This is a genomic window from Sporosarcina sp. ACRSM, assembly GCF_022346545.1.
GTDB lineage: Bacteria > Bacillota > Bacilli > Bacillales_A > Planococcaceae > Sporosarcina.
This window is the reverse complement of sequence record NZ_JAKRNU010000004.1, coordinates 1-22,079: the sequence shown is the minus strand read 5'-3', so window position 1 is coordinate 22,079 and position 22,079 is coordinate 1. Positions and strand designations below refer to the sequence as shown.

The window sequence follows — 22,079 nt, the reverse complement described above, 5'->3', positions numbered from 1 at the left end:
ATGAAATGGAGTTTTTCTCATGCGAACTGCACTTCCTACCACTTATGATTACCGTATCCATTATAAAGAAACCGGTGTCGTTTGGAAATTAAGTTCACTATTCCTTCAACACATTCCATTTGCATCGCATGAACTCATTTTCTACTGCATTGGAACCGATCGTTCTACTGGAGACGCACTTGGGCCTTTAACCGGCTCTCATCTTACCGAATCTCCTTTATTCCCTTTTCCCGTTATCGGGACATTGGAAAACCCATTGCATGCCCTCAATTTACAACAACAAATTGAAGAAACACGACATTCTTCTCCAACAGCTTTCATCGTAGCCATCGATGCATGCCTAGGACAAGGAAGCTCTGTTGGCCAATTGCTGTTCCATAGTGGACCGATTCATCCCGGGAAAGCAGTCGGCAAAAAATTGCCTCCTGTTGGCGATGTATCCATTAAAGGAATTGTCAACATAGCCGGCTTCATGGAACATGCTGTTCTTCAAAGTACACGACTGCATCTTCCATTTGAGATGAGCCGAATTGTAGCCCGTGCGCTGCAACTTGCTTACAGTCGAACACGATCAAATAATATGGATAATCGTCACCACAAGTCCCACAACTAAAATGCCCGGTATTAAATTGGCGACCCGTATTTTAGTCAGTCCAATCAGATTTAGCCCTATGGCTAAAATCATCAATCCGCCAGTCGCGGTCATTTCTGTGATGAAGAAATTCAACAATTCATCTGGAATGAAGCGACTGATCTGTGTAGAAAATAGCGTAATGATTCCTTGGTATAGAAATACAGGTAAGGCTGCGAAAGCGACGCCGATTCCAAGTGTTGAACTTAAAATGATCGCTGTAAATCCATCAATGATTCCCTTCATGACTAGGACATCATGATCATTTCTAAGTCCACTGTCGATTGCTCCGATTATCGCCATTGAACCGACGACGAAAATGAGTGTTGCTGTCACAAACCCTTGCGCAATACCAGGCCCTTTCCGATTGACTGGCATTTTCCTTTCAATCCATTGTCCAAGAGCATTCACTTTCTGATCCAGATCTATCCATTCGCCAATAATTGCACCAAGCACGATGCTAATAATGACAATCAACACCTGTGTGCTCTCGAATGTCATTTGAATGCCAATAACAGCTACGGCAAGCCCGATTCCATACATAACCGTTTCCTTCATCCGCTCCGGTATATTATGTAAAAAACGCCCGATAAACGCCCCTATTATAATTAAGATGGCATTCACAATCGTTCCGAATAATACCATGCCATCACCTCGATCTACTTGCCCCAACATGAAGCAAGTTAAAAATAATACCTATTTTGCTGTAAGAGCAAAATAGGTATTTACTTATTCATTCAATAACTCCAATATACGTTCAAGATCATCCTCAGAGAAAAACTCGATTTCGATCTTCCCTTTATTCTTTGCTTTTTTTATCGTCACATTTGTCCCGAAATAGTCTCGTAAATTCGCTTCCCTTTCCGCTAAAAACAAATCGGGCTTCTTCTCTTTTTTTGTTTCACGTGGAACATCTTCATTCAACTTTTGTACTAATTTTTCAAGCTGACGGACATTTAACCCGTCCTTTAAAACCTGTTCCGCGAGTAAAGCAATTTTTTCTTTTTTACGCAATCCTAGCAACGTTCTGCCATGCCCCATTGACAGCTTACCTTCAGAAATATAGTTTCGAACTTTTTCAGGTAATGTTAGTAAACGGACATGATTCGCAATATGTGGGCGGCTTTTACCTAACCTGAAGGCAAGTTGTTCTTGCGTCAATTTCAAGTTTTCCATCAAACTATGGTACGCTTCCGCTTCTTCAATCGGCGTCAAATCTTCGCGTTGCAAGTTTTCAAGGATTGCCAGCTCCATTGTTTCTTCATCCGTCAAACTGCGCACAACTGCCGGAATTTCATCCAGGCCTGCCAGTTGTGCCGCCCTGAAACGTCTTTCACCAACGACGATTTCATAAGTTGTACCTTTCTTTCGTAAAATGATCGGTTGAAGAATTCCGTGCTCTTTTATGGAAGCGCTCAGTTCTTGAATGGCTACTTCATCAAATATTTTTCGAGGTTGGTATGGATTTGCTTTAATGCTTTTCACATGAATTTTTTCGACAGACTCTGCTTTGGACAGTGACTCCCCAGGAAATAAGGCATTCAAACCTTTTCCGAGACCCCTACTCATTGTGCACCACTTCCTTTGCCAACTCTAAATAGACTTCCGCCCCCCGAGACCTTGCATCATATATAATGATCGGTTCTCCATGACTTGGAGCCTCACTCAGCCGTACATTCCGTGGAATAATTGTTCTGTACACTTTATCTTGAAAATACTTTTTCACTTCATCAATCACTTGGATACCTAAATTTGTCCTCGCATCGAACATTGTGAGCAAAACGCCATCGATCGTCAAATATTCATTCAAATGCTTTTGTACGAGCCGAATTGTACTGAGTAGCTGACTCAATCCTTCCAATGCGTAATATTCGCATTGCACCGGAATCAGGATCGAATCGGATGCCGTCAACGCATTGATCGTCAATAACCCGAGCGATGGTGGACAATCGATAATGATATAATCATACCGATCCTTCACTTCCTGGATGGCATGTTTCATCCTCACTTCTCTTGAAATCGTTGAAACAAGTTCAATTTCTGCACCGGCTAACGAAATCGTGGCTGGTATAATGTCCAAGTTCTCCACTTTCGTCTTCCGGATCACTTCATGGACATCAGCGTCATCAATCAAAATATCGTAGATGCATTTTTGAACGTCACCTTTGTTCACGCCGACCCCACTTGTTGCATTCCCTTGTGGATCTGTATCAATTAAAAGGACTTTTTTGCCTATATGGGCAAGGCAAGCACTTAGATTGACGGATGTTGTTGTTTTACCGACGCCTCCCTTTTGGTTAGCGACCGCTATTATTCTACTCAAAACTTCCACCCGCTTTCACTTCTTCTGAAAAGGATAAGATCTCAAACTATCGTTAAATTCTGATATTCGTAATTTCTATTCAGTTATATCGGACAACTTCTAGTTTATCAAAAAATAAGGATGTTGTGGAGAGTTATGTATAGGAAACAACGCTTCCATCGTCTCACAACACATTCTATATTTTTATGCGTATGTGAAAAAAACTCCTGCTTCAAAGCAAGAGTTTCAAATTATTTCTTTTTCGGTATTTTAACCGTGATCGTATAAAAATCTTCAGCGTCTTCTTCTTCTGTTTTGACATCGATTCCACTTTTAGTAACGAGAACAAGTGATTGTCGGATCGTATTGAGCGCAATTCGGACATCTTTGCTGACCGACTTCCTTTTTGGCGCTCTCTTTTTCTCTTTGACGACTTCTTCTTCCGGGTTCAGTAATTGTTCGATTCTTGCTTCAAGCTGCTTGACATTTAACTGCTCCTCAATGATTTCCTGATGCAGTTTTTGTTGCAATTCATCATCTTTGATAGGGATAAGTGCTCTCGCATGTCTTTCAGAAATTTCTTTGCGTAAGATTGCATCTTTTATCGTTTCAGGAAGTTTGAGTAAGCGCAGCTTATTCGCTACAGTCGACTGACCCTTTCCGAGCCTTTGTGCCAATGCTTCCTGTGTCAATCCGTGAAGTTCCAATAGTTTTTCATAGGCATAGGCTTCTTCTATCGCCGTCAATTCTTCTCGTTGTAAGTTTTCTATCAATGCAATGGACGCGGTTTCTTTATCATCAAGTTCTCGAATAATTGAAGGCACTTCTGCCCAACCCAATTTTTTCATCGCACGATATCGGCGTTCCCCCGCGATGATTTCATAGGAATCCGTGTCAACACTTCGAATGACAATCGGTTGGATGACACCATGGGTATGGATCGTCCTTGCAAGTTCCTCAATTTTTTCTTCCGAGAATACTGTTCGCGGTTGGTATTTATTCGGTCTAATCTCTTCTATTTTGACTTGTACAATTTTTTCGTGATGATTCGCTTCACTTGCTAGTGGATCAACTTCTTTCTCTCCACCTCCAAAAAAACGTGAAAAAGGACTTTTCATTCCCGGCACCACCTTTTCAAGACTGCTTCCTAATTTCATTCATCATGTATCCGCTAGGTCCATTGTTCCACGTGGAACAGTTTTTGAAAGGAGTTAATCACCCAAAAACATTGGGCGCCCGAGACTAAGCACGAGCTTTGCCCAATTCAAAATCTAGATGCACTTATACAGTGGCATAAGTAATTAGATTGGTGACTTATTCGGAACACCAGGTTTTCTAGGATACTTTTTAGGTGTGTTTTTCTCCTTATCAAAAACAAAGATACTCCGTTCACTATTCTCAATCGGCAACGTGAATGAATGCTCCTCTTTAATGACGGCACCGAGAACGGAAAGCGCTTTTTTTGCATCTGCCAATTCATCTTCGGCAGCTGCTCCTTTCATGGAAATGAAGATTCCACCTTTTTTGACGAGTGGAACACATAATTCCGCAAGCACAGAAAGACGTGCCACTGCACGCGCAGTAACAATATCAAATTTTTCCCGATACGCTGCATTTTGACCGAATTCTTCCGCACGATTATGGACAAAATGCACGTTTTCCAACTGTAACGCAGTCGCAAGATGTTCGAGAAAACCGATTCGTTTATTCAATGAGTCTACAATTGTCACATGAAGTTCTGGAAAACAGATTTTCAATGGAATACTTGGGAAACCAGCCCCTGCCCCTACATCACAAATGGTTTTGGGACCATTTAAGTCAACGTAAAAAGCAGCAGTAATCGAATCATAGAAATGTTTTAAATAGACGGACGGTGCATCTGTGATCGCCGTCAGATTCATCTTTTCATTCCATTCTACCAGAAGTTCAAAATACTGTCTGAATTGTTCTTGTTGTTTGTCACTTAATTCAATTCCATGTTCTTTCAATCCTAGGATAAACTGCTCCTCATTCAATCAATATCTCCTCCAAATTTAGAAAAGCGTAAGTGGCCGGTTAGATGCGATAGGCATAAGACAGACCGGAAATACGATGTTTTTTGTCGTATAGCCGGAATGACTTATGACCCGAGTATCTGACACCTAAGACCGGACAATAGAAAAGCGTAAGGCGCCGTTTAGCCCCGACAGGCACAAGGCAATTTGCGAGGAGGCGTACTTTAGTCCCCACGGCCAAATGACTTGTGACCCTGAAGGGCTGACGCCTGAAGCCTAGACAATAGAAAAGCGTATAGTTAAAAAACTGATGCGGACACGAAATCCGCATCAGCTTAAACCGCCTTAGCCTGATATTTTTGCAATTCTACCTTGCTCGATATACACAAGGAGAATGGAAATATCGGCAGGATTAACGCCTGATATACGAGATGCCTGCGCGATGGACAATGGTCTTACTTCGCTCAGCATCATTTTCGCCTCTGTTGCAATACCTGAAATGGCATGATAATCAATGTCTTCCGGTATCTTTTTGTTTTCCATCTTCTTCATCTTTTCGACTTGTTGCATGGATTTTTCAATATAACCTTCATATTTGATGAAAATCTCCACTTGCTCTTCCACTTCTGCGGATAGCTTTTCCGTTGGCGGGACAATCCGTTCAATTTGATCGTATTTCATTTCCGGACGTTTGAGAAGATCAGCCGCTTTCATCGGTTCTCTTATTTCCGTGCCTTCGGTTTCACGAATGATTTCCTGAACCTGTTCGTTAGGCTTGATCGTTACTTGACGCAATCTGTCGACTTCTTCTTCGATCTGTTGTTTTTTGATCACATAAGCCTGATAGCGTTCTTCACTGATAAGCCCAAGTTCATGGCCAATTTCCGTTAAACGGAGGTCTGCGTTATCATGGCGCAATAACAATCGATACTCCGCACGTGATGTCAGCAATCTGTACGGCTCACTTGTTCCTTTTGTCACAAGGTCATCAATCAAGACACCGATATAGGCATCTGCGCGTCCTAGAATGCATTCTTCTTTTCCAAGTACACGTGCTGCTGCGTTAATACCAGCCATAATGCCTTGTGCTGCCGCCTCTTCGTAACCAGATGTACCGTTCAGTTGACCTGCAGTATACAAATTACGAATTTTTTTCGTTTCAAGTGTCGGCCATAATTGCGTTGGGACAATCGCATCATACTCAATTGCATAACCTGCACGCATCATTTCCGCTTTTTCAAGACCTGGCACACTTTCGATCAGTCTTTTCTGTACATGTTCAGGCAAGCTTGTCGATAGCCCTTGAACATAGACTTCTTTCGTATTCCGTCCTTCAGGTTCAAGGAAGATCTGATGGCGTGATTTGTCGGCAAAGCGAACAATCTTATCTTCAATGGACGGACAATAACGCGGTCCTTTTCCTTTGATCATGCCGGAATACATCGGCGACAAATGAAGGTTTTCATTAATAATTTCATGTGTTTTTGGAGAAGTATAAGTTAGCCAACAAGGCAATTGATCCATGATGAACTCCGTCGTTTCATAACTGAACGCCCGTGGAACATCATCTCCCGGTTGGATTTCCGTTTTGCTGTAATCGATCGTATTACTATTAATACGTGGAGGTGTACCTGTTTTAAAACGGACCATGTCAAATCCAAGCTCACGGATACTATCCGCCAATCGAATGGACGGCATTTGGTTATTCGGTCCACTGGAATATTTCAAATCACCGATGATGATTTCACCGCGTAGGAACGTACCTGTCGTCACGATGACTGTTTTCGCATGGTATATGGCCCCTACTTGTGTAATCACTCCGGTCACTTCATCATTTTCAACAATCAATTCTTCCACGACACCTTGATGGAGCGTCAAGTTTTCTTGCTCTTCCAGAAGTCGTTTCATTTCTTGCTGGTAAAGGACTTTATCGGCTTGCGCGCGAAGTGCCCGTACAGCCGGTCCTTTTCCTGTATTCAACATCCGCATTTGGATATGTGTTTTATCAATTACTTTCCCCATCGCACCGCCCAGTGCGTCAATTTCCCGCACGACAATCCCTTTGGCTGGGCCGCCAAGCGATGGATTACAAGGCATGAAAGCAATCATGTCAAGATTCATCGTGAGTACAAGTGTCGATGCTCCCATCTTGGCTGCCGCCAACGCCGCCTCTACGCCGGCATGTCCGGCACCAATGACAATTACATCGAACGTGCCTGCTTCGTATTTGGGCATGTTCTTTTCCTTCTTTCTATCATAAATTTTCCAAGGACACATCATTTATTTTCCGAGGCAAAATTGTGCGAACAACTGGTTGATCAAACTTTCTTGGACAGTATCCCCGATAATTTCACCGAGGATCTCCCATGTTCGTGTGACATCGATCTGAATCATATCGACCGGAACGCCGGCTTCGGCCGCGCCAATCGCATCTTCAATCGCTGCCCGTGCATGATGCAACAAGGCAATATGTCTTGCATTTGAAACATATGTGAAGTCGCCAGCTTCGAGGTTTCCTTCGAAAAAGAGTCCGGCGATCGCTTCTTCCAATTCATCCACCCCTTCGTCTTTCAGCAGGGATGTTGTGACGACCCTGCCATTTCCGGCAAGTTCCTTCACTTTTTGCATATCTATTTTTTGCGGAAGATCGGTTTTATTGATCACGACGATCATATCCATTCCCGACACCGCTTCAAAAAGTCTTTCGTCCTCTATTGTAAGTGCTTCTGAGCCATTAAGCACGAGTAAAATCAAATCGGCTTCCTTCAATACCTGTCTAGACCTTTCAACACCGATCCGTTCCACGATATCTTCCGTTTCCCGGATTCCAGCCGTGTCGACAAGACGAAGTGGCACGCCACGTACATTGACGTACTCCTCAATAATATCACGTGTCGTCCCCGCAATGTCTGTGACAATTGCTTTATTTTCCTGCACGAGGCTATTCAATAAGGAAGATTTGCCTACGTTCGGCCTTCCAATAATAACGGTAGATAGCCCTTCTCGCAATATTTTTCCTTGCGAAGAGGTCTGTAATAACTTGTCGATTTCATCCCGCACCCATGTGCCTTTTTCAATCATGAGTGGAATGGTCACTTCCTCGACATCATCATACTCTGGGTAATCGATGTTTACTTCGACTTGTGCCAACGTTTCAAGAAGTGCCTGTCTCAGTTCTCCAATGAGCCTTGATAGCTTTCCTTCCATTTGGTTCAGTGCGACATTCATCGCCCGGTCCGTTTTAGCACGTATCAGATCCATGACTGCCTCTGCTTGCGATAAATCGACCCGCCCATTCAAAAAGGCACGTTTTGTAAATTCGCCTGGTTCCGCAAGACGAGCCCCTTCTTTCAATACAAGTTGGAGCACGCGATTGACAGCGACAAGACCTCCGTGACAATTCACTTCGACAACATCTTCACGCGTGAATGTCTTCGGCGCTTTCATCAACGAGACCATGACCTCTTCAACGATTTCTCCAGTAGCGGGATCTGCTAAATGTCCGTAATGGATCGTATGCGAAGGTTCTTTAGCCAGCTTTTTCCCCGACGGCGAACGAAAAATGCGATCCGCGATTTGGATTGCTTCGTCCCCGCTGAGCCTGACGATAGCGATTGCACCTTCTCCCATTGGAGTAGAAATTGCAGCTATTGTATCAACATGCACGTTCTTCACCTTCCTGACTTAGTTACTCACATGTGGATAACCCATTTCAGACATGACTATCTAACATAATATAGTAACACAAAACGGCAAATCATCCTAGTGTCGGAATCTTGAATTTGTGGATAAGTTTTGTACTGTTTTGTGGGACAATGGAAGACAAGCCTCCATAGAAGAGCATAGAATTTTCAAGTGGGAACTGAAACGACAAAAAACCGCAAAGACGATTTCATCTTTGCGGTTTTAACTTGATTAAAGTTTAACGAACAGCTTCGATAATAAGATATCTGAACGGATCGGACCCTTCCGAATACGTTTCAATATCCAAGCGATTGGATAATGCATGGTGGATGACTTTTCTTTCGTAAGCCGGCATCGGTTCGAGCTGTACTTTCCGACCGGTGCGGACTGCTTTATCCGCCATCCGTTCGGCCAGTTGTTCCAACGATTGTTCACGTCTTTCTCGATAGTCTCCTACATCAATCCGCACCACTTTAAACTGCGCTGTCGATTTGTTGGCGATCAGCTGCGCCAATTGCTGAAGGGCGTTCAACGTCTGTCCCCTTTTTCCTATCAACATTGCGGCTTTGGAACTTTCCAATTGAAAATGAACGTATTTTCCATCCATTGTTTGTTGTATTTGGAGATCATCAATCCCCATACCGGTTGCAATTCCTTGTAAATAATTTGCTGTTTCTTGGATAGCTGCTTCATCGGATAAACCTTCCACCTGAAGTTCCTCTCGCTCCACAACTGTCTCGTCCGGGACGTTTTCCATTTCGGTTTTCAACGTCGGTTCCGGTTCCTCGCCAATTTCAATTTTTTCGTTCAGCGAGTCAGGGACGGAAGGTTGCTCCACAGATAAGACGGTTACGGTCACTTCAGCCTCTTTTGCACCAAAACCGAGAAATCCTTTTTTCCCTTGATCGATTACTTCGACTTCCACTTCTTCACGCGTTACGCCGAGTGCTTCTAATGCTGATGCGATCGCCAGTTCAACTGTGGCTCCCCTTCTCGTCATCCTTGTCATTTTCTTTTCCCTCCTACTTTTACAGGTACCTCTTCTTTTTTCTTGAATGGTTTGTAAATGAAGATATTTTGGATGATTGAAATGATATTACCGATTACCCAGTACAATGCAAGTGCTGCCGGTAAGAATGAACCGAAAATCATGATCATAAACGGCATGACATACATCATAGCTTTCATTTGAGGATTGTCCATCGCCGGGCCTGTCCGAAGTACGACGAATTGCATAATACCTGCTAGCACCGCAAGTGTAATACTTGGCGCCGCCAGTTCGAACCAGAGGAATTTACCGATATCATAAGTGACATTCATCCGGCTGATGGCGTGATAGAAACCGAACAAGATCGGCATCTGGATCAATACAGGCAAACAACCTGCTGCCGGGTTGATCTTTCTCTCAGTCATGAGTTTCTGCATTTCTTCCCGATACTTTTGCTGCGTCACGGCATCTTTCGATTTATACTTCTCTTTCAATGCTTTTAGTTCAGGTTGGATCTCCTGCATCCGCTTCGAACTTTTCGTTTGTTGAATCATCAATGGAAGCAAGACAAGTCGGATGATGATCGTTACCGCGACAATCCCCCATCCATACGTACCGAGTACATCTTTAAAATACGTGATTAAAGATACTAATGGCCAAACGATAAAGCGATTCCAAAATCCTTCGCTGTCTTCATAGATCGGTTCATTAAACTCCGAACAGCCAGCAAGAAAAACCGACACGATCGTCAGCATCAGCAACAATGCCCATTTCTTTTTCAAATTGGTTCCCCCAAATCTTTAGCTTCTTCCTACTATAATAGAGGCCGAAAATGAACATCTATCCATCGCTTCGATCCTATTAATAGTAAGGACTTTTTCAATCAGTGGTTACAGTTTATCATTTTACTTTGTAACCTTCTACTTCTTCACGACCCGCGCAATGCGCAAGACATGTTGCAAGCTTTTTTTCGTTTCATGAAAATCAAGACTGGCCGCCTGATGTCTGGCGATGATGACATAATCCATATCCTGGCGCAATTCTTCCTTCACTTCCAAGAAAGATTGCCGTAAATACCGTTTAATGCGATTTCGGGTGACTGCATTCCCTATTTTCTTGCTGACCGATAAACCGATACGAAATTCTGTTTGTGCTTCTTTCCGATAGGTATACACGACGAATTGCCGATTCGCTACCGATTTTCCCTTTTTAAAAACCAACTGGAATTCATCATTTTTCTTGATTCGTTGGCGTTTATTCATTCCATGCACCTGCTCCATCACTTTGATTTTTACCTTTCCATCAAACACTGATGATACCTCGGCATCATTGTATCCATAGGAAATACTTTCATTCAGCGATTATTCATAGAATGAAAATAAAAAAAGACCACTGAGGTGTCAGTGGCCTTATGCTGAAAGCACTTTTCTTCCTTTGCGTCGACGAGCTGCAAGAACTCTACGTCCGCTTTTCGTGCTCATTCTTGCACGGAAGCCGTGAACTTTACTACGTTTACGTTTATTTGGTTGGAATGTACGTTTCATCGTTGAAGACACCTCCTGCATGATTGTCTGTTTACTACATGACAGTCTTGAATAGTATATCGGGCTTACCTAGTAAATGTCAACCTTTTTATGTTCATTCGTCAGAAGACTTTCACTCCTATAGATCAATCCCATTTTACTTTCCGTTTAAGATTTTGTAAAGATCCATTCCCTCTTCTTCGACAATTCCCCCCTTCAAATTCTATTTTTCGGTTATCCACATTTTTTTCATTTTACATCCACGGTCGCTGTGCATGTCCAATTTCGGATTTTAAATTATACACATCCCTTATCTACATCTTTTTCACATACCAAAGCCTGTGGATAAGCCATTCATCCACAGGTATTGGCTCTGTGGATAAACTTCAAGAACCCTTGTAATCTATATCATTTCCTGTTACAATGAATTAGATTTTGTTTGTGCACACAATTTTATATTAAATCCGTTATCCACAATTGTTGATAGGTTGTGGATAATTTTTTCAACATTTTTGTATAATTGTTATCCACACGAGTGGAAACTGTGTATAATACATATCCTCGGACTTTTTATTTTGGCGGAAAAGGAGGCACACGTTTGGAACACTTAGAAGAATTATGGGGAGAAGTATTGTCGAAAGTTGAACAGAAGATTTCCAAACCCAGCTTTGAAACTTGGCTCAAATCGACAAAGCTCATATCCTATGGCGATGAAAACGTAACGATCGCCGCGCCCAATTCATTTGCAAAAGATTGGCTTGAAAATCATTATGTACATCTCATTACGGGCATTTTATCTGAACTGACCGGCGAAGATCGGATCATCCAATTCATCGTCCCAAAGGATATGGAAGAGAATGATTTTACGTTGCCGAAACCAGCAGTCAAACCTGTAGAAAATACACCTGCAACATCAACATCCGGAATGCTCAATCCTAAATATACTTTCGATACATTTGTCATCGGATCTGGTAACCGCTTTGCCCATGCAGCATCGCTTGCCGTCGCAGAAGCACCAGCTCAAGCCTATAATCCATTGTTCATCTATGGAGGCGTCGGTCTCGGGAAAACCCACTTGATGCATGCAATCGGCCACTATGTCACCGAACAGAATCCGACAGCGAAAGTCGTCTATCTGTCATCGGAAAAATTTACGAACGAATTCATTAACTCCATTCGTGATAATAAAGCCGTGGAGTTCCGCAATCGTTATCGGAACGTAGACGTGCTCTTAATAGATGATATTCAATTCCTTGCTGGGAAAGAACAAACACAAGAAGAATTTTTCCATACCTTCAATACGCTTCATGAGGAATCTAAGCAAATTGTCATTTCAAGTGACCGTCCGCCAAAAGAGATTCCTACTCTTGAAGACAGGCTCAGATCCCGTTTCGAATGGGGGCTTATTACAGATATCGCCCCTCCCGACCTGGAAACGCGCATTGCCATTTTGCGTAAAAAAGCGAAGGCAGATGGGCTTATTGATATCCCGAACGAGGTCATGCTATACATTGCGAACCAAATCGACTCGAATATACGGGAACTCGAGGGAGCATTGATCCGTGTCGTTGCGTATTCTTCCCTTGTCAATATGGACATCAATACGGATCTGGCTGCTGAAGCACTGAAAGATATCATCCCAAATTCCAGACCGCGCACTGTGACAATTTTAGACATTCAAAAAGCGGTTGGTGAACATTTCAATGTTCGATTAGAAGACTTTGCGGCGAAGAAAAGGACTCGTTCCATCGCATTTCCTCGCCAAATTGCCATGTACTTATCCAGGGAACTGACGGATTCTTCACTCCCTAAAATTGGATCGGAATTTGGCGGTCGGGATCACTCAACCGTTATTCATGCGCATGAAAAAATCACAAAAATGTTGAAAGACGATCAAGCCCTTCAACAAGATGTGCAAGATATAAAAACTGCACTTGGCAGAGGATGACCTGTGTATAACTTAGAATAACTGGTGCACACTCGTAAACAAGTTATGCACATGTGGAGAATCTACTAAAACCTAAGAAAAATCTAGTTATCCACTTTTCCACAGCCCCTACTACTATTACTACTATATTTTTAAAAACATTAATATATATATAAGCGAGGGTATAGCATGAAATTTGAAATTATGAGAGACAGATTGCTGGATGGAATAAATGACGTGATGAAAGCAATTAGTCAAAAAGTGGCGATTCCCATTTTGACAGGGATAAAAATTGAGGTGAATGAAAAAGGACTTACGATGACCGGAAGTGACTCAGATATAACAATCTGTACATTCATCCCAGCTGAAGACAATGGGGAACAAATTATAAAAGTAGCCGAAAAAGGAAACATCGTTTTACAAGCAAAGGTATTTAGCGAAATCGCTCGGAAATTGCCGACAAACGAAGTGACGATTGAAGTTGTAAACGGTTTGCAAACCCATATCCAATCTGGGAAATCTGAATTCCATCTCATCGGTTCCGATGCGGAAGATTATCCAGTTCTCCCAGATGTGAAAGATGATTATTTATTTTCACTGCCATCCGATCTGATGAAATCAATTATTCGTGAAACGGTCTTTGCAGTTTCTCAACAAGAGACGCGACCGATTTTGACAGGCGTCCATTGGGAAGCAAAAGATGGCGGCCTTTCTTGTGTTGCGACAGATAGCCACCGATTAGCGCGAAGATTGACGGTTCCAGAAGACATGCCTGATATGCCCTTCAGCATCGTCATTCCCGGAAAAAGCTTACAAGAACTAAATAAGATTTTGCCGGATAACAGCGAATCTGTGGATATTGTCATCGCAGATCAGCAAGTTCTATTCAAAACGCGCAATGTTTTGTTCTATTCTCGCTTATTGGAAGGAAATTACCCGGATACTTCCCGCCTCATTCCGTCCGAATACAAAACGTCCATTGTGGTGAATGGGAAAAATTTATTGCAAGCGATTGATCGAGCATCTCTTCTTGCACGTGAAGAACGCAACAACATCGTTCGTTTTTCCGCAGATGACAGCAAAATGATTGAAATCTCTTCCAACTCACCTGAAGTTGGTAAAGTTGAGGAGTTACTAGAAGCCACTGATCTATCAGGAGAAGACCTGAAAATCTCCTTCAGTGCAAAATATATGATGGATGCATTGAAAGCAATCGACGGACAGGACGTCTCCATCCACTTCACAGGAGCCATGCGCCCATTCATTTTACAAGCCGTCGACGACGACACAATTTTACAACTGATACTACCGGTTAGAACCTATTGAATTCGACAAGGATAGTCATACAAAATGGCTATCCTTTTTACTTACTGTCGAAATTCAGCTAAAATAGAGGGATACACTAACTTGTGAAGGGTTGAAGACAAATGGAAACTCTGGCAATCGATACAGAATTCATTACGCTTGGCCAACTGTTGAAAATGACCAATGTCATCAGTTCCGGTGGCATGGCGAAGTGGTTCCTTGAAGAACATACCGTCACTGTCAATGGTGAAGCAGAACAACGTCGAGGAAAAAAACTACGTCACGGGGATATTATCCATATTCCAGATATTGGTGAGTTTAAAATAAACGCAATACAAGACGGTCAATCGGATGTATATTGAGCGTCTTGCATTAACGGATTACCGTAATTACGAAACGCTGGATTTAACATTTTCCCCTGAAATAAACGTGTTCATTGGCGAAAATGCGCAAGGCAAGACGAATGTTATGGAATCGATCTATGTCCTTTCCATGGCGAAATCGCATCGAACATCAAATGATCGCGAATTGATACGCTGGGAAAAAGATTATGGTAAAATAGAAGGGGACATCCAACGGAAATACGGACGGCTACCGTTAGAATTGGTCATATCGAAAAAAGGCAAAAAAGCGCGTGTCAACCACCTGGAGCAAAATCGCTTGAGTCTTTACATCGGTCAATTGAACGTTGTCATGTTCGCTCCGGAAGATTTAAATCTTGTAAAAGGGAGTCCACAAGTACGCAGACGTTTCTTAGACATGGAAATCGGTCAAATTTCGCCGACTTATTTACATGATCTTTTAACATTTCAGAAGATATTAAAACAGCGCAATGCAATTTTAAAAGATAATCGTGGCAAATTAGATCTGAATGATGTCATGTTTGACGTATATACAGAGCAGTATATTCAAGTGGCAGTACAAATTATTCGTAAACGTTTTTACTTCATGGAGCTTTTACAAAAATGGGCAGAACCGATCCATAAAGGTATTTCCAGAGGAATTGAAGAGCTGAAAGTATCTTATGGAACTTTAAAAGAACTGGAATCCGGGCAGACTGTGGAACAGATGGAGTCGATCCTCGGTCAACGATTACGGGAAGTGCGGCGTCGCGAACTTGAGCGTGGCATGACTTTACTCGGCCCGCATCGCGATGACCTCCACTTTTTTGTGAACGGTTATGATATCCAGACTTACGGTTCGCAGGGACAGCAGCGGACGACGGCTCTGTCCCTTAAACTTGCTGAAATCGAACTTGTGAAGCAAGAAGTCGGGGAAACGCCTATTCTTCTTTTGGATGATGTCTTGTCTGAATTGGACGACTACCGGCAATCCCATCTCCTGAACACGATCCAAGGCCAAGTACAGACGTTTGTGACGACAACGAATATTGCCGGTATCGATCATGAGACGATCCGGCAGGCGTCGATATACGAAGTGACGGCAGGAAAAGTAGTTCAAAAAGAACTTTGAGAAAGTTGTCAAATTACATTCCTTCTTCGCGAAATAGCGGAAGAATGGAAGTTGAATGTTGGACGTTCAGAAAGGAAAGGTGAACAGTTTGGCAATGGAAGAGAAAGATATGCAGACGGCCTATGATGCAAGTCAAATCCAGGTGCTGGAAGGATTGGAGGCTGTCCGCAAACGTCCCGGTATGTATATTGGGACGACAAGTTCAAGAGGGCTTCACCATCTCGTATGGGAAATCGTCGACAACAGTATCGATGAAGCGCTCGCTGGCCATTGCGATCACATCGAAGTGATCATTGAGAAAGATAACTGGATCCGTGTCGATGATAACGGTCGGGGAATCCCTGTTGGCATCCAAGAAGCAACAGGTCGTCCTGCTGTTGAAGTTATCATGACTGTCCTGCATGCCGGTGGAAAGTTCGGCGGCGGCGGTTACAAAGTATCGGGCGGGTTACACGGAGTAGGTGCGTCCGTTGTCAATGCTTTATCCGAAGCAACGGAAGTATCCGTTAAACGGGATGGTGCCATTCACTTTATCGAGTTCCAACGGGGCGATGTAGTGAAAGAACTGGCTGTCATTGGTGAAACCGATGAAACGGGAACGAGTATCCGTTTCAAAGCGGATCCGGAAATTTTTACGGAAACGACGGTCTACGAATATGACATATTAGCACATCGTTTACGTGAACTGGCTTACTTGAACCGGGGGCTCCGGATTTCCATCACGGATGAACGAGACGAAGAACAACGTACGGACACCTTTTATTACGAAGGCGGCATTAAATCATATGTCGAGCATTTGAATCAAAACAAAGAACCGATTCACGAGGAACCTATTTTCATCGAAGGTGAAAAGGACGGCATCTCAATTGAAATTGCGATGCAATATAATAGCGGCTACGCGGAAAACCTATTTTCATTTGCCAATAATATCAACACATATGAAGGCGGAACACATGAATCCGGCTTTAAAACCGCGTTGACACGCGTCATCAACGACTATGCGCGAAAAAACGGGGCTTTGAAAGAATCAGATCCTAATCTGACTGGCGATGACGTACGAGAAGGATTGACGGCAATCATCTCAATCAAGCATCCAGATCCGCAGTTTGAGGGGCAAACGAAAACGAAACTTGGGAACTCTGAAGTGAGTACCATTACGAATTCGTTGTTTTCCGAAGGCTTTCAACGTTTCTTGCTAGAAAATCCAACGACTGCAAAACAAATTATCGACAAGAGTCTGATGGCGGCACGTGCGCGACTGGCGGCGAAAAATGCCCGGGAATTTACGCGTAGAAAATCCGCACTCGAAGTGTCCAGTCTTCCAGGTAAACTAGCGGACTGCTCATCCCGGGATCCATCCATCAGTGAATTGTATATCGTTGAAGGAGACTCGGCGGGTGGATCGGCAAAAAGCGGACGGGATCGTCATTTCCAAGCAATTCTTCCGCTTCGTGGGAAAATATTGAATGTCGAAAAGGCACGACTTGACCGGATTTTAGGTAATGCTGAAATCCGTGCAATGATCACCGCTCTCGGTACAGGTATCGGAGAAGAATTCACGCTTGAAAAAGCACGTTATCATAAACTGGTTATTATGACCGATGCCGATGTCGATGGAGCACATATCCGAACATTGCTATTGACGTTTTTCTTCCGTTTCATGAGACCGCTCATAGAAGCGGGTTATGTATACATCGCTCAACCGCCGCTTTACCGAGTGAAACAGGGTAAACGCGAAGAGTACTGCTACAAAGAGGAAGAACTTGAAGAAATCATGAGTCGGATGTCGGCTGTTCCGAAACCGGTCATTACCCGGTATAAAGGGCTCGGGGAAATGGATGCCGAGCAACTTTGGGAGACAACAATGGATCCGGAACAGCGGACGTTGTTGCAGGTCAATCTCGAAGATGCATTTGACGCGGATGCTACATTTGAACAGTTGATGGGTGACGAAGTGGAACCACGTCGAAAGTTCATCGAAGAAAACGCAATGTATGTAAAAAATATAGATACTTGATATAGATTCATTTTTAAGGAATTCAAAAAGGTCCGACTGATTGGCAAGACCATGTATTTCGCGACTTTTTTGAATTTCTTTCTTCATGATTGTTAAGCTGAAAGGAGTAAACAACATGGCTGATATGCCGAAACGCGGTGTCCAAGGGATCAACATTAGTACGGAAATGAGAACTTCATTCCTCGACTATGCGATGAGTGTCATCGTTTCCCGTGCTCTTCCCGATGTAAGAGATGGTTTGAAACCGGTACACCGCCGAATTCTGTATGCAATGCAGGATCTCGGAAATACCGCAGACAAACCACATAAAAAATCCGCACGTATTGTCGGAGACGTAATTGGTAAGTATCACCCACACGGGGATAGTGCTGTTTACGATACGATGGTACGGATGGCACAGGATTTTAACTACCGCTACATGCTTGTCGATGGTCATGGGAATTTCGGTTCCGTTGACGGTGACGGTGCTGCTGCGATGCGTTATACGGAATCACGTATGTCACGGATTGCAATGGAACTTTTACGCGATATCAACAAAGATACAATTGACTATCAGGATAACTATGATGGACAAGAAAGAGAGCCGATCGTTCTCCCAAGCCGTTATCCGAACTTACTCGTTAACGGAACATCCGGCATTGCAGTCGGAATGGCTACTAATATACCCCCTCATCATCTTGGTGAAACAATAGACGCTGTCCTTGCACTTGCCGATAATTCAGCCATTACAACAGAAGAGCTTATGGAGATCATTCCAGGACCGGATTTCCCGACTGGTGGAATCATCCTTGGCCGAAGCGGTATTCGAAGAGCGTATGAGACAGGCCGTGGCTCTATCATCGTTCGTGGTAAAGTTGAAATTGAACAACAGTCGAACGGTAAAGAGACGATTATTGTCACTGAACTACCTTATCAAGTGAACAAAGCCCGTTTGGTCGAGAAAATTGCAGAACTTGTACGTGATAAGAAAATCGAAGGAATTACGCACTTAGCAGATGAATCAGATCGTAACGGAATGCGAATTGTCATCGAAGTACGCCGTGATGCAAATGCCAATGTCCTCTTAAATAATTTATACAAACAAACGGCCTTACAATCGAGCTTCGGTATCAATATGCTTGCACTTGTAGACGGTCAACCGAAGATTCTCGCATTGAAAGAGATTTTATATCATTATCTTGAACACCAAAAAGTCGTCATTCGTAGACGGACACAATATGATTTGAAAAAAGCCGAGGACCGTGCACATATTTTAGAAGGTCTACGGATTGCGCTTGATCATATCGATGAAATTATCGCGTTAATTCGTGCTTCCAAAACGACGGACGAAGCAAAAACGGGCTTGATTGACCGCTTTAACTTATCCGAGCGTCAAGCACAGGCAATCCTTGACATGCGTTTACAACGTTTGACGGGATTAGAACGAGAGAAAATCGAGGAAGAATATAATGAGCTGCAAGCGCTTATTGCAGAACTGCGTGCAATTCTTGCAGATGAAGAGAAATTGGTCCAGATCATCCGTGAAGAGTTGCTAGAAGTGAAAGAACGTTACGCGGACGATCGCAGAACGGAAATCACTACAGGCGGCGCGGAAATGATCGAAGATGAAGACCTTATACCGGTCGAGAATTCGGTATTAACGCTTACACATAACGGATATATTAAACGTCTGCCTGCAAGCACCTACCGTAGCCAACGCCGCGGCGGCCGAGGGATACAAGGAATGGGGACGAATGAGGATGATTTCGTTGAGCATCTCTTGAATACGTCGACACATGATACAATCTTGTTCTTTACAAGCCGAGGTAGAGTATTTAAGACGAAAGGGTATCAAGTACCTGAATTCAATCGGACTGCTAAGGGCTTACCAATCGTCAACTTATTAGGCGTTGAAAAAGACGAAAAAGTGACCGCAATGATTCCAGTTGGAGAGTTTGAGGCGGAGAAATATTTATTCTTCGCAACACGCGACGGAATCGTCAAACGTACACCGGTTGCCGAGTTCGGCAATATCAGATCAAATGGACTGATTGCATTGACACTCCGTGGCGATGATGAGCTCATTGGCGTCAAAATGACAACTGGTGACCAAAATATCGCTATCGGTACAAGAGATGGCATGTTGATCAAGTTCAATGAAACCGACATTCGTTCCATGGGACGTATAGCCGGTGGCGTGAGAGGTATCCGACTCCGTGAAGGCGACATTGCTGTAGGAATGGATACGGTTAATGAAGGTGATGAAATCCTCGTCGTTACGGAAAAAGGGTTTGGTAAACGTACCCCTGAAGAGGAGTACCGTATTCAATCACGTGGCGGCTATGGTTTGAAAACATTGCATGTAACGGACCGGAACGGTTTACTCGTTGCAATGAAGACAGTTGATGGCACTGAAGACCTCATGCTGATCACGATCCATGGCATCTTGATCCGTATGGCGATCGAAGATATTTCGGTCATCGGGCGTAGCACACAAGGTGTCCGTCTAATCCGGCTTGGGGAAGACGAAACGGTGGCAACAGTGGCAAAGGTGGAAAAAGAAGTTGAGGAAGATGACGAAGAAGATGAAACTGACGACTTATCTATCGATGGAGAAGAAGTCACTTCCGAAGACGATTAAAAAACGTAAAAAGACTATTGAACGGCAAGTTGTCGTTCAATAGTCTTTTTTATTGCTCGGGAAATAATGTACGTTTGAACCTTGTCTATTTTCCTCAAATACTCTCAAATGGATGGTGTTTTAGAGTATGATAGAAGGAACATGAAGGTGAAAGTGAGGGACTTTGATGACTGACGTCTATATTAAAACAAGTGATCTACGCCCGGGAATTGTTCTTAGTGAAAATGTATTCGTAAATACGAACCATGCAATCATTAGAAAAAACACGGTCCTTTTACCAGAGCATCTTGAAGTATTGAACGTCTTCGGTGTAAGAGAAGTGAAAATAGAAGAGCAGAGTGTCGTAAAAAGGGAAGAAGATCTAGAGGTGGAAGACGGCGAGGTCAATCCTGACCAGGTTCTCACCAGCATACCTTTAAAGCAAACCGATTTAAAAACAGCGTATAGGCAAGCTGTTGAGAAGTACAAAAAGGAGTTTATCGGATGGCGGGCCGGAACGAAACCAGATGTTGCAAAAGTACGATCAATACTTCTACCTGTACTGGAAGATTTCGTCAAACAAAAAAGAATGTTAAACCTATTAAATGACATAACAAATCCAAAAGATTACTTATACCATCATTCAATTGCAGTCGGTGTATTAGCTTCGGCAATTAGTATGCAAATGGGCCATCCGAAAGGCCAAGCATTGCAACTAGGACTTGCCGGTGCACTTGCAGATTGTGGAATGGCCAAAATTGATGCTGCAATTACTGATAAATCGGCATTCCTTACAAAAGAAGAATTTAATGAAGTGAAAAAGCATGCCATTTATAGTTTTCAGATGGTCCAAGATACTCCTTTGTTACGCCAAGAAATGAAATTGGCCATTTTCCAACATCATGAGCGTCTTGACGGCAGCGGTTATCCAAAGGGGAGTAAAATGGACCAGATTACGGTCTTTGCACAGATCTTGGCGGTTGCCGACGTCTTCCATGCAATGACTTCCGAGCGGTTATACAGATCGAAGGAATCTCCCTTTAAAGTAATTGAAATGATTAAGGAAGAGGAGTTTGGCAAATTTGATTTAAAGGTTGTCCAAGCATTACATGATTTAGTCGGAAACTTATCTATTGGAATGAAAGTAAAATTGACGAACGGCGAAACAGGCGAAATCATATTTATCCACCGTGATGCAAGATTACGTCCGATGATAAAAAAAGAGGACGGAACAACCCTCGATCTCACAATAAATCGACGCATTGCTGTGGAAAAGGTGTTGGACTAATTACATTCGCTTCATAAGTACTGTGCACTGTGCGAAGTGGGTTAAGCACTTCGCACAGTTTTTAGAAAGAAAATGAAAATAAGTATTGCATTTAAAAAGAGTAGCTGGTATAGTAATAAACGTTGCACTTCTGGTTTACAAAACAACAACAAAAGAAATTAAAAAAGTTGTTGACATCGAATCAGCAAGGTGATAAGATATAAGAGTTGCTGCTGAAACGAAGTGGTGATATGAACCTTGAAAACTGAACAGCAAAACGTTAACAAATACAGTTTGTTGAACCAACTCTGTTGGGGACACAAACACAAACGAATCTTCGGATTCAAAGTCAGCAAGAAATGAGCTATT

The 22,079-nt window shown here is 43.0% G+C and carries 20 protein-coding genes; 8 read left to right on the top strand and 12 right to left on the bottom strand.

Going from position 1 to position 22,079, the window contains the following annotated elements; translation table 11 throughout:
• The first annotated feature begins 19 nt into the window (after positions 1–19).
• Positions 20–613, top strand: a complete 594-nt coding sequence (gene yyaC / locus MHZ95_RS07460) for a spore protease YyaC (RefSeq protein ID WP_239389995.1) — start codon at positions 20–22, stop codon at positions 611–613.
• Here the strand turns inward: yyaC and MHZ95_RS07455 are convergent.
• From MHZ95_RS07455 to rpmH, 11 genes are all read right to left on the bottom strand, one after another.
• Positions 572–1,276: a DUF554 domain-containing protein gene (locus MHZ95_RS07455; RefSeq protein ID WP_239389994.1), complete on the bottom strand. Its 705-nt coding sequence runs from the start codon at positions 1,274–1,276 to the stop codon at positions 572–574. The genes yyaC and MHZ95_RS07455 overlap by 42 nt on opposite strands.
• Before the next feature lie 84 nt (positions 1,277–1,360).
• Positions 1,361–2,200: a ParB/RepB/Spo0J family partition protein gene (locus MHZ95_RS07450; RefSeq protein ID WP_239389993.1), complete on the bottom strand. Its 840-nt coding sequence runs from the start codon at positions 2,198–2,200 to the stop codon at positions 1,361–1,363.
• Complete coding sequence (locus tag MHZ95_RS07445) at positions 2,193–2,954, bottom strand: ParA family protein (protein ID WP_239389992.1); 762 nt, start codon at positions 2,952–2,954, stop codon at positions 2,193–2,195. The genes MHZ95_RS07450 and MHZ95_RS07445 overlap by 8 nt, the downstream gene beginning before the upstream one ends.
• Positions 2,955–3,184: 230 nt before the next feature.
• Complete coding sequence (gene noc / locus MHZ95_RS07440; protein ID WP_239389991.1) at positions 3,185–4,051, bottom strand: nucleoid occlusion protein; 867 nt, start codon at positions 4,049–4,051, stop codon at positions 3,185–3,187.
• Positions 4,052–4,234: 183 nt separating this feature from the next.
• The gene (gene rsmG / locus MHZ95_RS07435; RefSeq protein WP_239389990.1) at positions 4,235–4,948 is read right to left on the bottom strand and encodes a 16S rRNA (guanine(527)-N(7))-methyltransferase RsmG; all 714 of its coding nucleotides are present in this window, start codon (positions 4,946–4,948) and stop codon (positions 4,235–4,237) included.
• A 324-nt stretch (positions 4,949–5,272) separates the two neighbouring features.
• Positions 5,273–7,162 (bottom strand): tRNA uridine-5-carboxymethylaminomethyl(34) synthesis enzyme MnmG, encoded by a 1,890-nt coding sequence (mnmG, locus tag MHZ95_RS07430; protein WP_239389989.1) that lies wholly within the window; start codon positions 7,160–7,162, stop codon positions 5,273–5,275.
• Positions 7,163–7,207: 45 nt separating this feature from the next.
• Positions 7,208–8,593, bottom strand: coding sequence for a tRNA uridine-5-carboxymethylaminomethyl(34) synthesis GTPase MnmE (mnmE, locus tag MHZ95_RS07425; protein ID WP_239389988.1), 1,386 nt, complete (start codon positions 8,591–8,593; stop codon positions 7,208–7,210).
• Between the two features lie 256 nt (positions 8,594–8,849).
• Complete coding sequence (jag, locus tag MHZ95_RS07420; RefSeq protein WP_239389987.1) at positions 8,850–9,620, bottom strand: RNA-binding cell elongation regulator Jag/EloR; 771 nt, start codon at positions 9,618–9,620, stop codon at positions 8,850–8,852.
• Positions 9,617–10,381, bottom strand: a complete 765-nt coding sequence (gene yidC, locus MHZ95_RS07415; protein ID WP_239389986.1) for a membrane protein insertase YidC — start codon at positions 10,379–10,381, stop codon at positions 9,617–9,619. The genes jag and yidC overlap by 4 nt, the downstream gene beginning before the upstream one ends.
• A gap of 138 nt (positions 10,382–10,519) precedes the next feature.
• Positions 10,520–10,861: a ribonuclease P protein component gene (rnpA, locus tag MHZ95_RS07410; RefSeq protein WP_239389985.1), complete on the bottom strand. Its 342-nt coding sequence runs from the start codon at positions 10,859–10,861 to the stop codon at positions 10,520–10,522.
• A gap of 147 nt (positions 10,862–11,008) precedes the next feature.
• Complete coding sequence (gene rpmH / locus MHZ95_RS07405) at positions 11,009–11,143, bottom strand: 50S ribosomal protein L34 (RefSeq protein WP_239389984.1); 135 nt, start codon at positions 11,141–11,143, stop codon at positions 11,009–11,011.
• A gap of 577 nt (positions 11,144–11,720) precedes the next feature.
• Here rpmH and dnaA point away from each other — a divergent pair.
• From dnaA to MHZ95_RS07370, 7 genes are all read left to right on the top strand, one after another.
• The gene (gene dnaA, locus MHZ95_RS07400; protein ID WP_239389983.1) at positions 11,721–13,070 is read left to right on the top strand and encodes a chromosomal replication initiator protein DnaA; all 1,350 of its coding nucleotides are present in this window, start codon (positions 11,721–11,723) and stop codon (positions 13,068–13,070) included.
• Between the two features lie 168 nt (positions 13,071–13,238).
• Positions 13,239–14,375, top strand: coding sequence for a DNA polymerase III subunit beta (dnaN, locus tag MHZ95_RS07395; protein WP_239389982.1), 1,137 nt, complete (start codon positions 13,239–13,241; stop codon positions 14,373–14,375).
• Positions 14,376–14,476: 101 nt separating this feature from the next.
• A complete protein-coding gene (gene yaaA, locus MHZ95_RS07390) occupies positions 14,477–14,716 on the top strand; it encodes a S4 domain-containing protein YaaA (RefSeq protein ID WP_239389981.1) in 240 nt (79 codons plus the stop codon).
• A complete protein-coding gene (recF, locus tag MHZ95_RS07385; RefSeq protein WP_239389980.1) occupies positions 14,706–15,827 on the top strand; it encodes a DNA replication/repair protein RecF in 1,122 nt (373 codons plus the stop codon). Before yaaA ends, recF begins: the two co-directional genes overlap by 11 nt.
• 94 nt (positions 15,828–15,921) lie before the next feature.
• Positions 15,922–17,844: a DNA topoisomerase (ATP-hydrolyzing) subunit B gene (gyrB, locus tag MHZ95_RS07380; protein ID WP_239390277.1), complete on the top strand. Its 1,923-nt coding sequence runs from the start codon at positions 15,922–15,924 to the stop codon at positions 17,842–17,844.
• A gap of 115 nt (positions 17,845–17,959) precedes the next feature.
• The gene (gyrA, locus tag MHZ95_RS07375) at positions 17,960–20,464 is read left to right on the top strand and encodes a DNA gyrase subunit A (protein WP_239389979.1); all 2,505 of its coding nucleotides are present in this window, start codon (positions 17,960–17,962) and stop codon (positions 20,462–20,464) included.
• A 166-nt stretch (positions 20,465–20,630) separates the two neighbouring features.
• The gene (locus MHZ95_RS07370; protein WP_239389978.1) at positions 20,631–21,731 is read left to right on the top strand and encodes an HD-GYP domain-containing protein; all 1,101 of its coding nucleotides are present in this window, start codon (positions 20,631–20,633) and stop codon (positions 21,729–21,731) included.
• A 135-nt stretch (positions 21,732–21,866) separates the two neighbouring features.
• Here the strand turns inward: MHZ95_RS07370 and MHZ95_RS07365 are convergent.
• Positions 21,867–22,079 (bottom strand): hypothetical protein (locus MHZ95_RS07365; protein ID WP_239389977.1); only part of this gene is annotated, 213 nt, incomplete at its 5' end.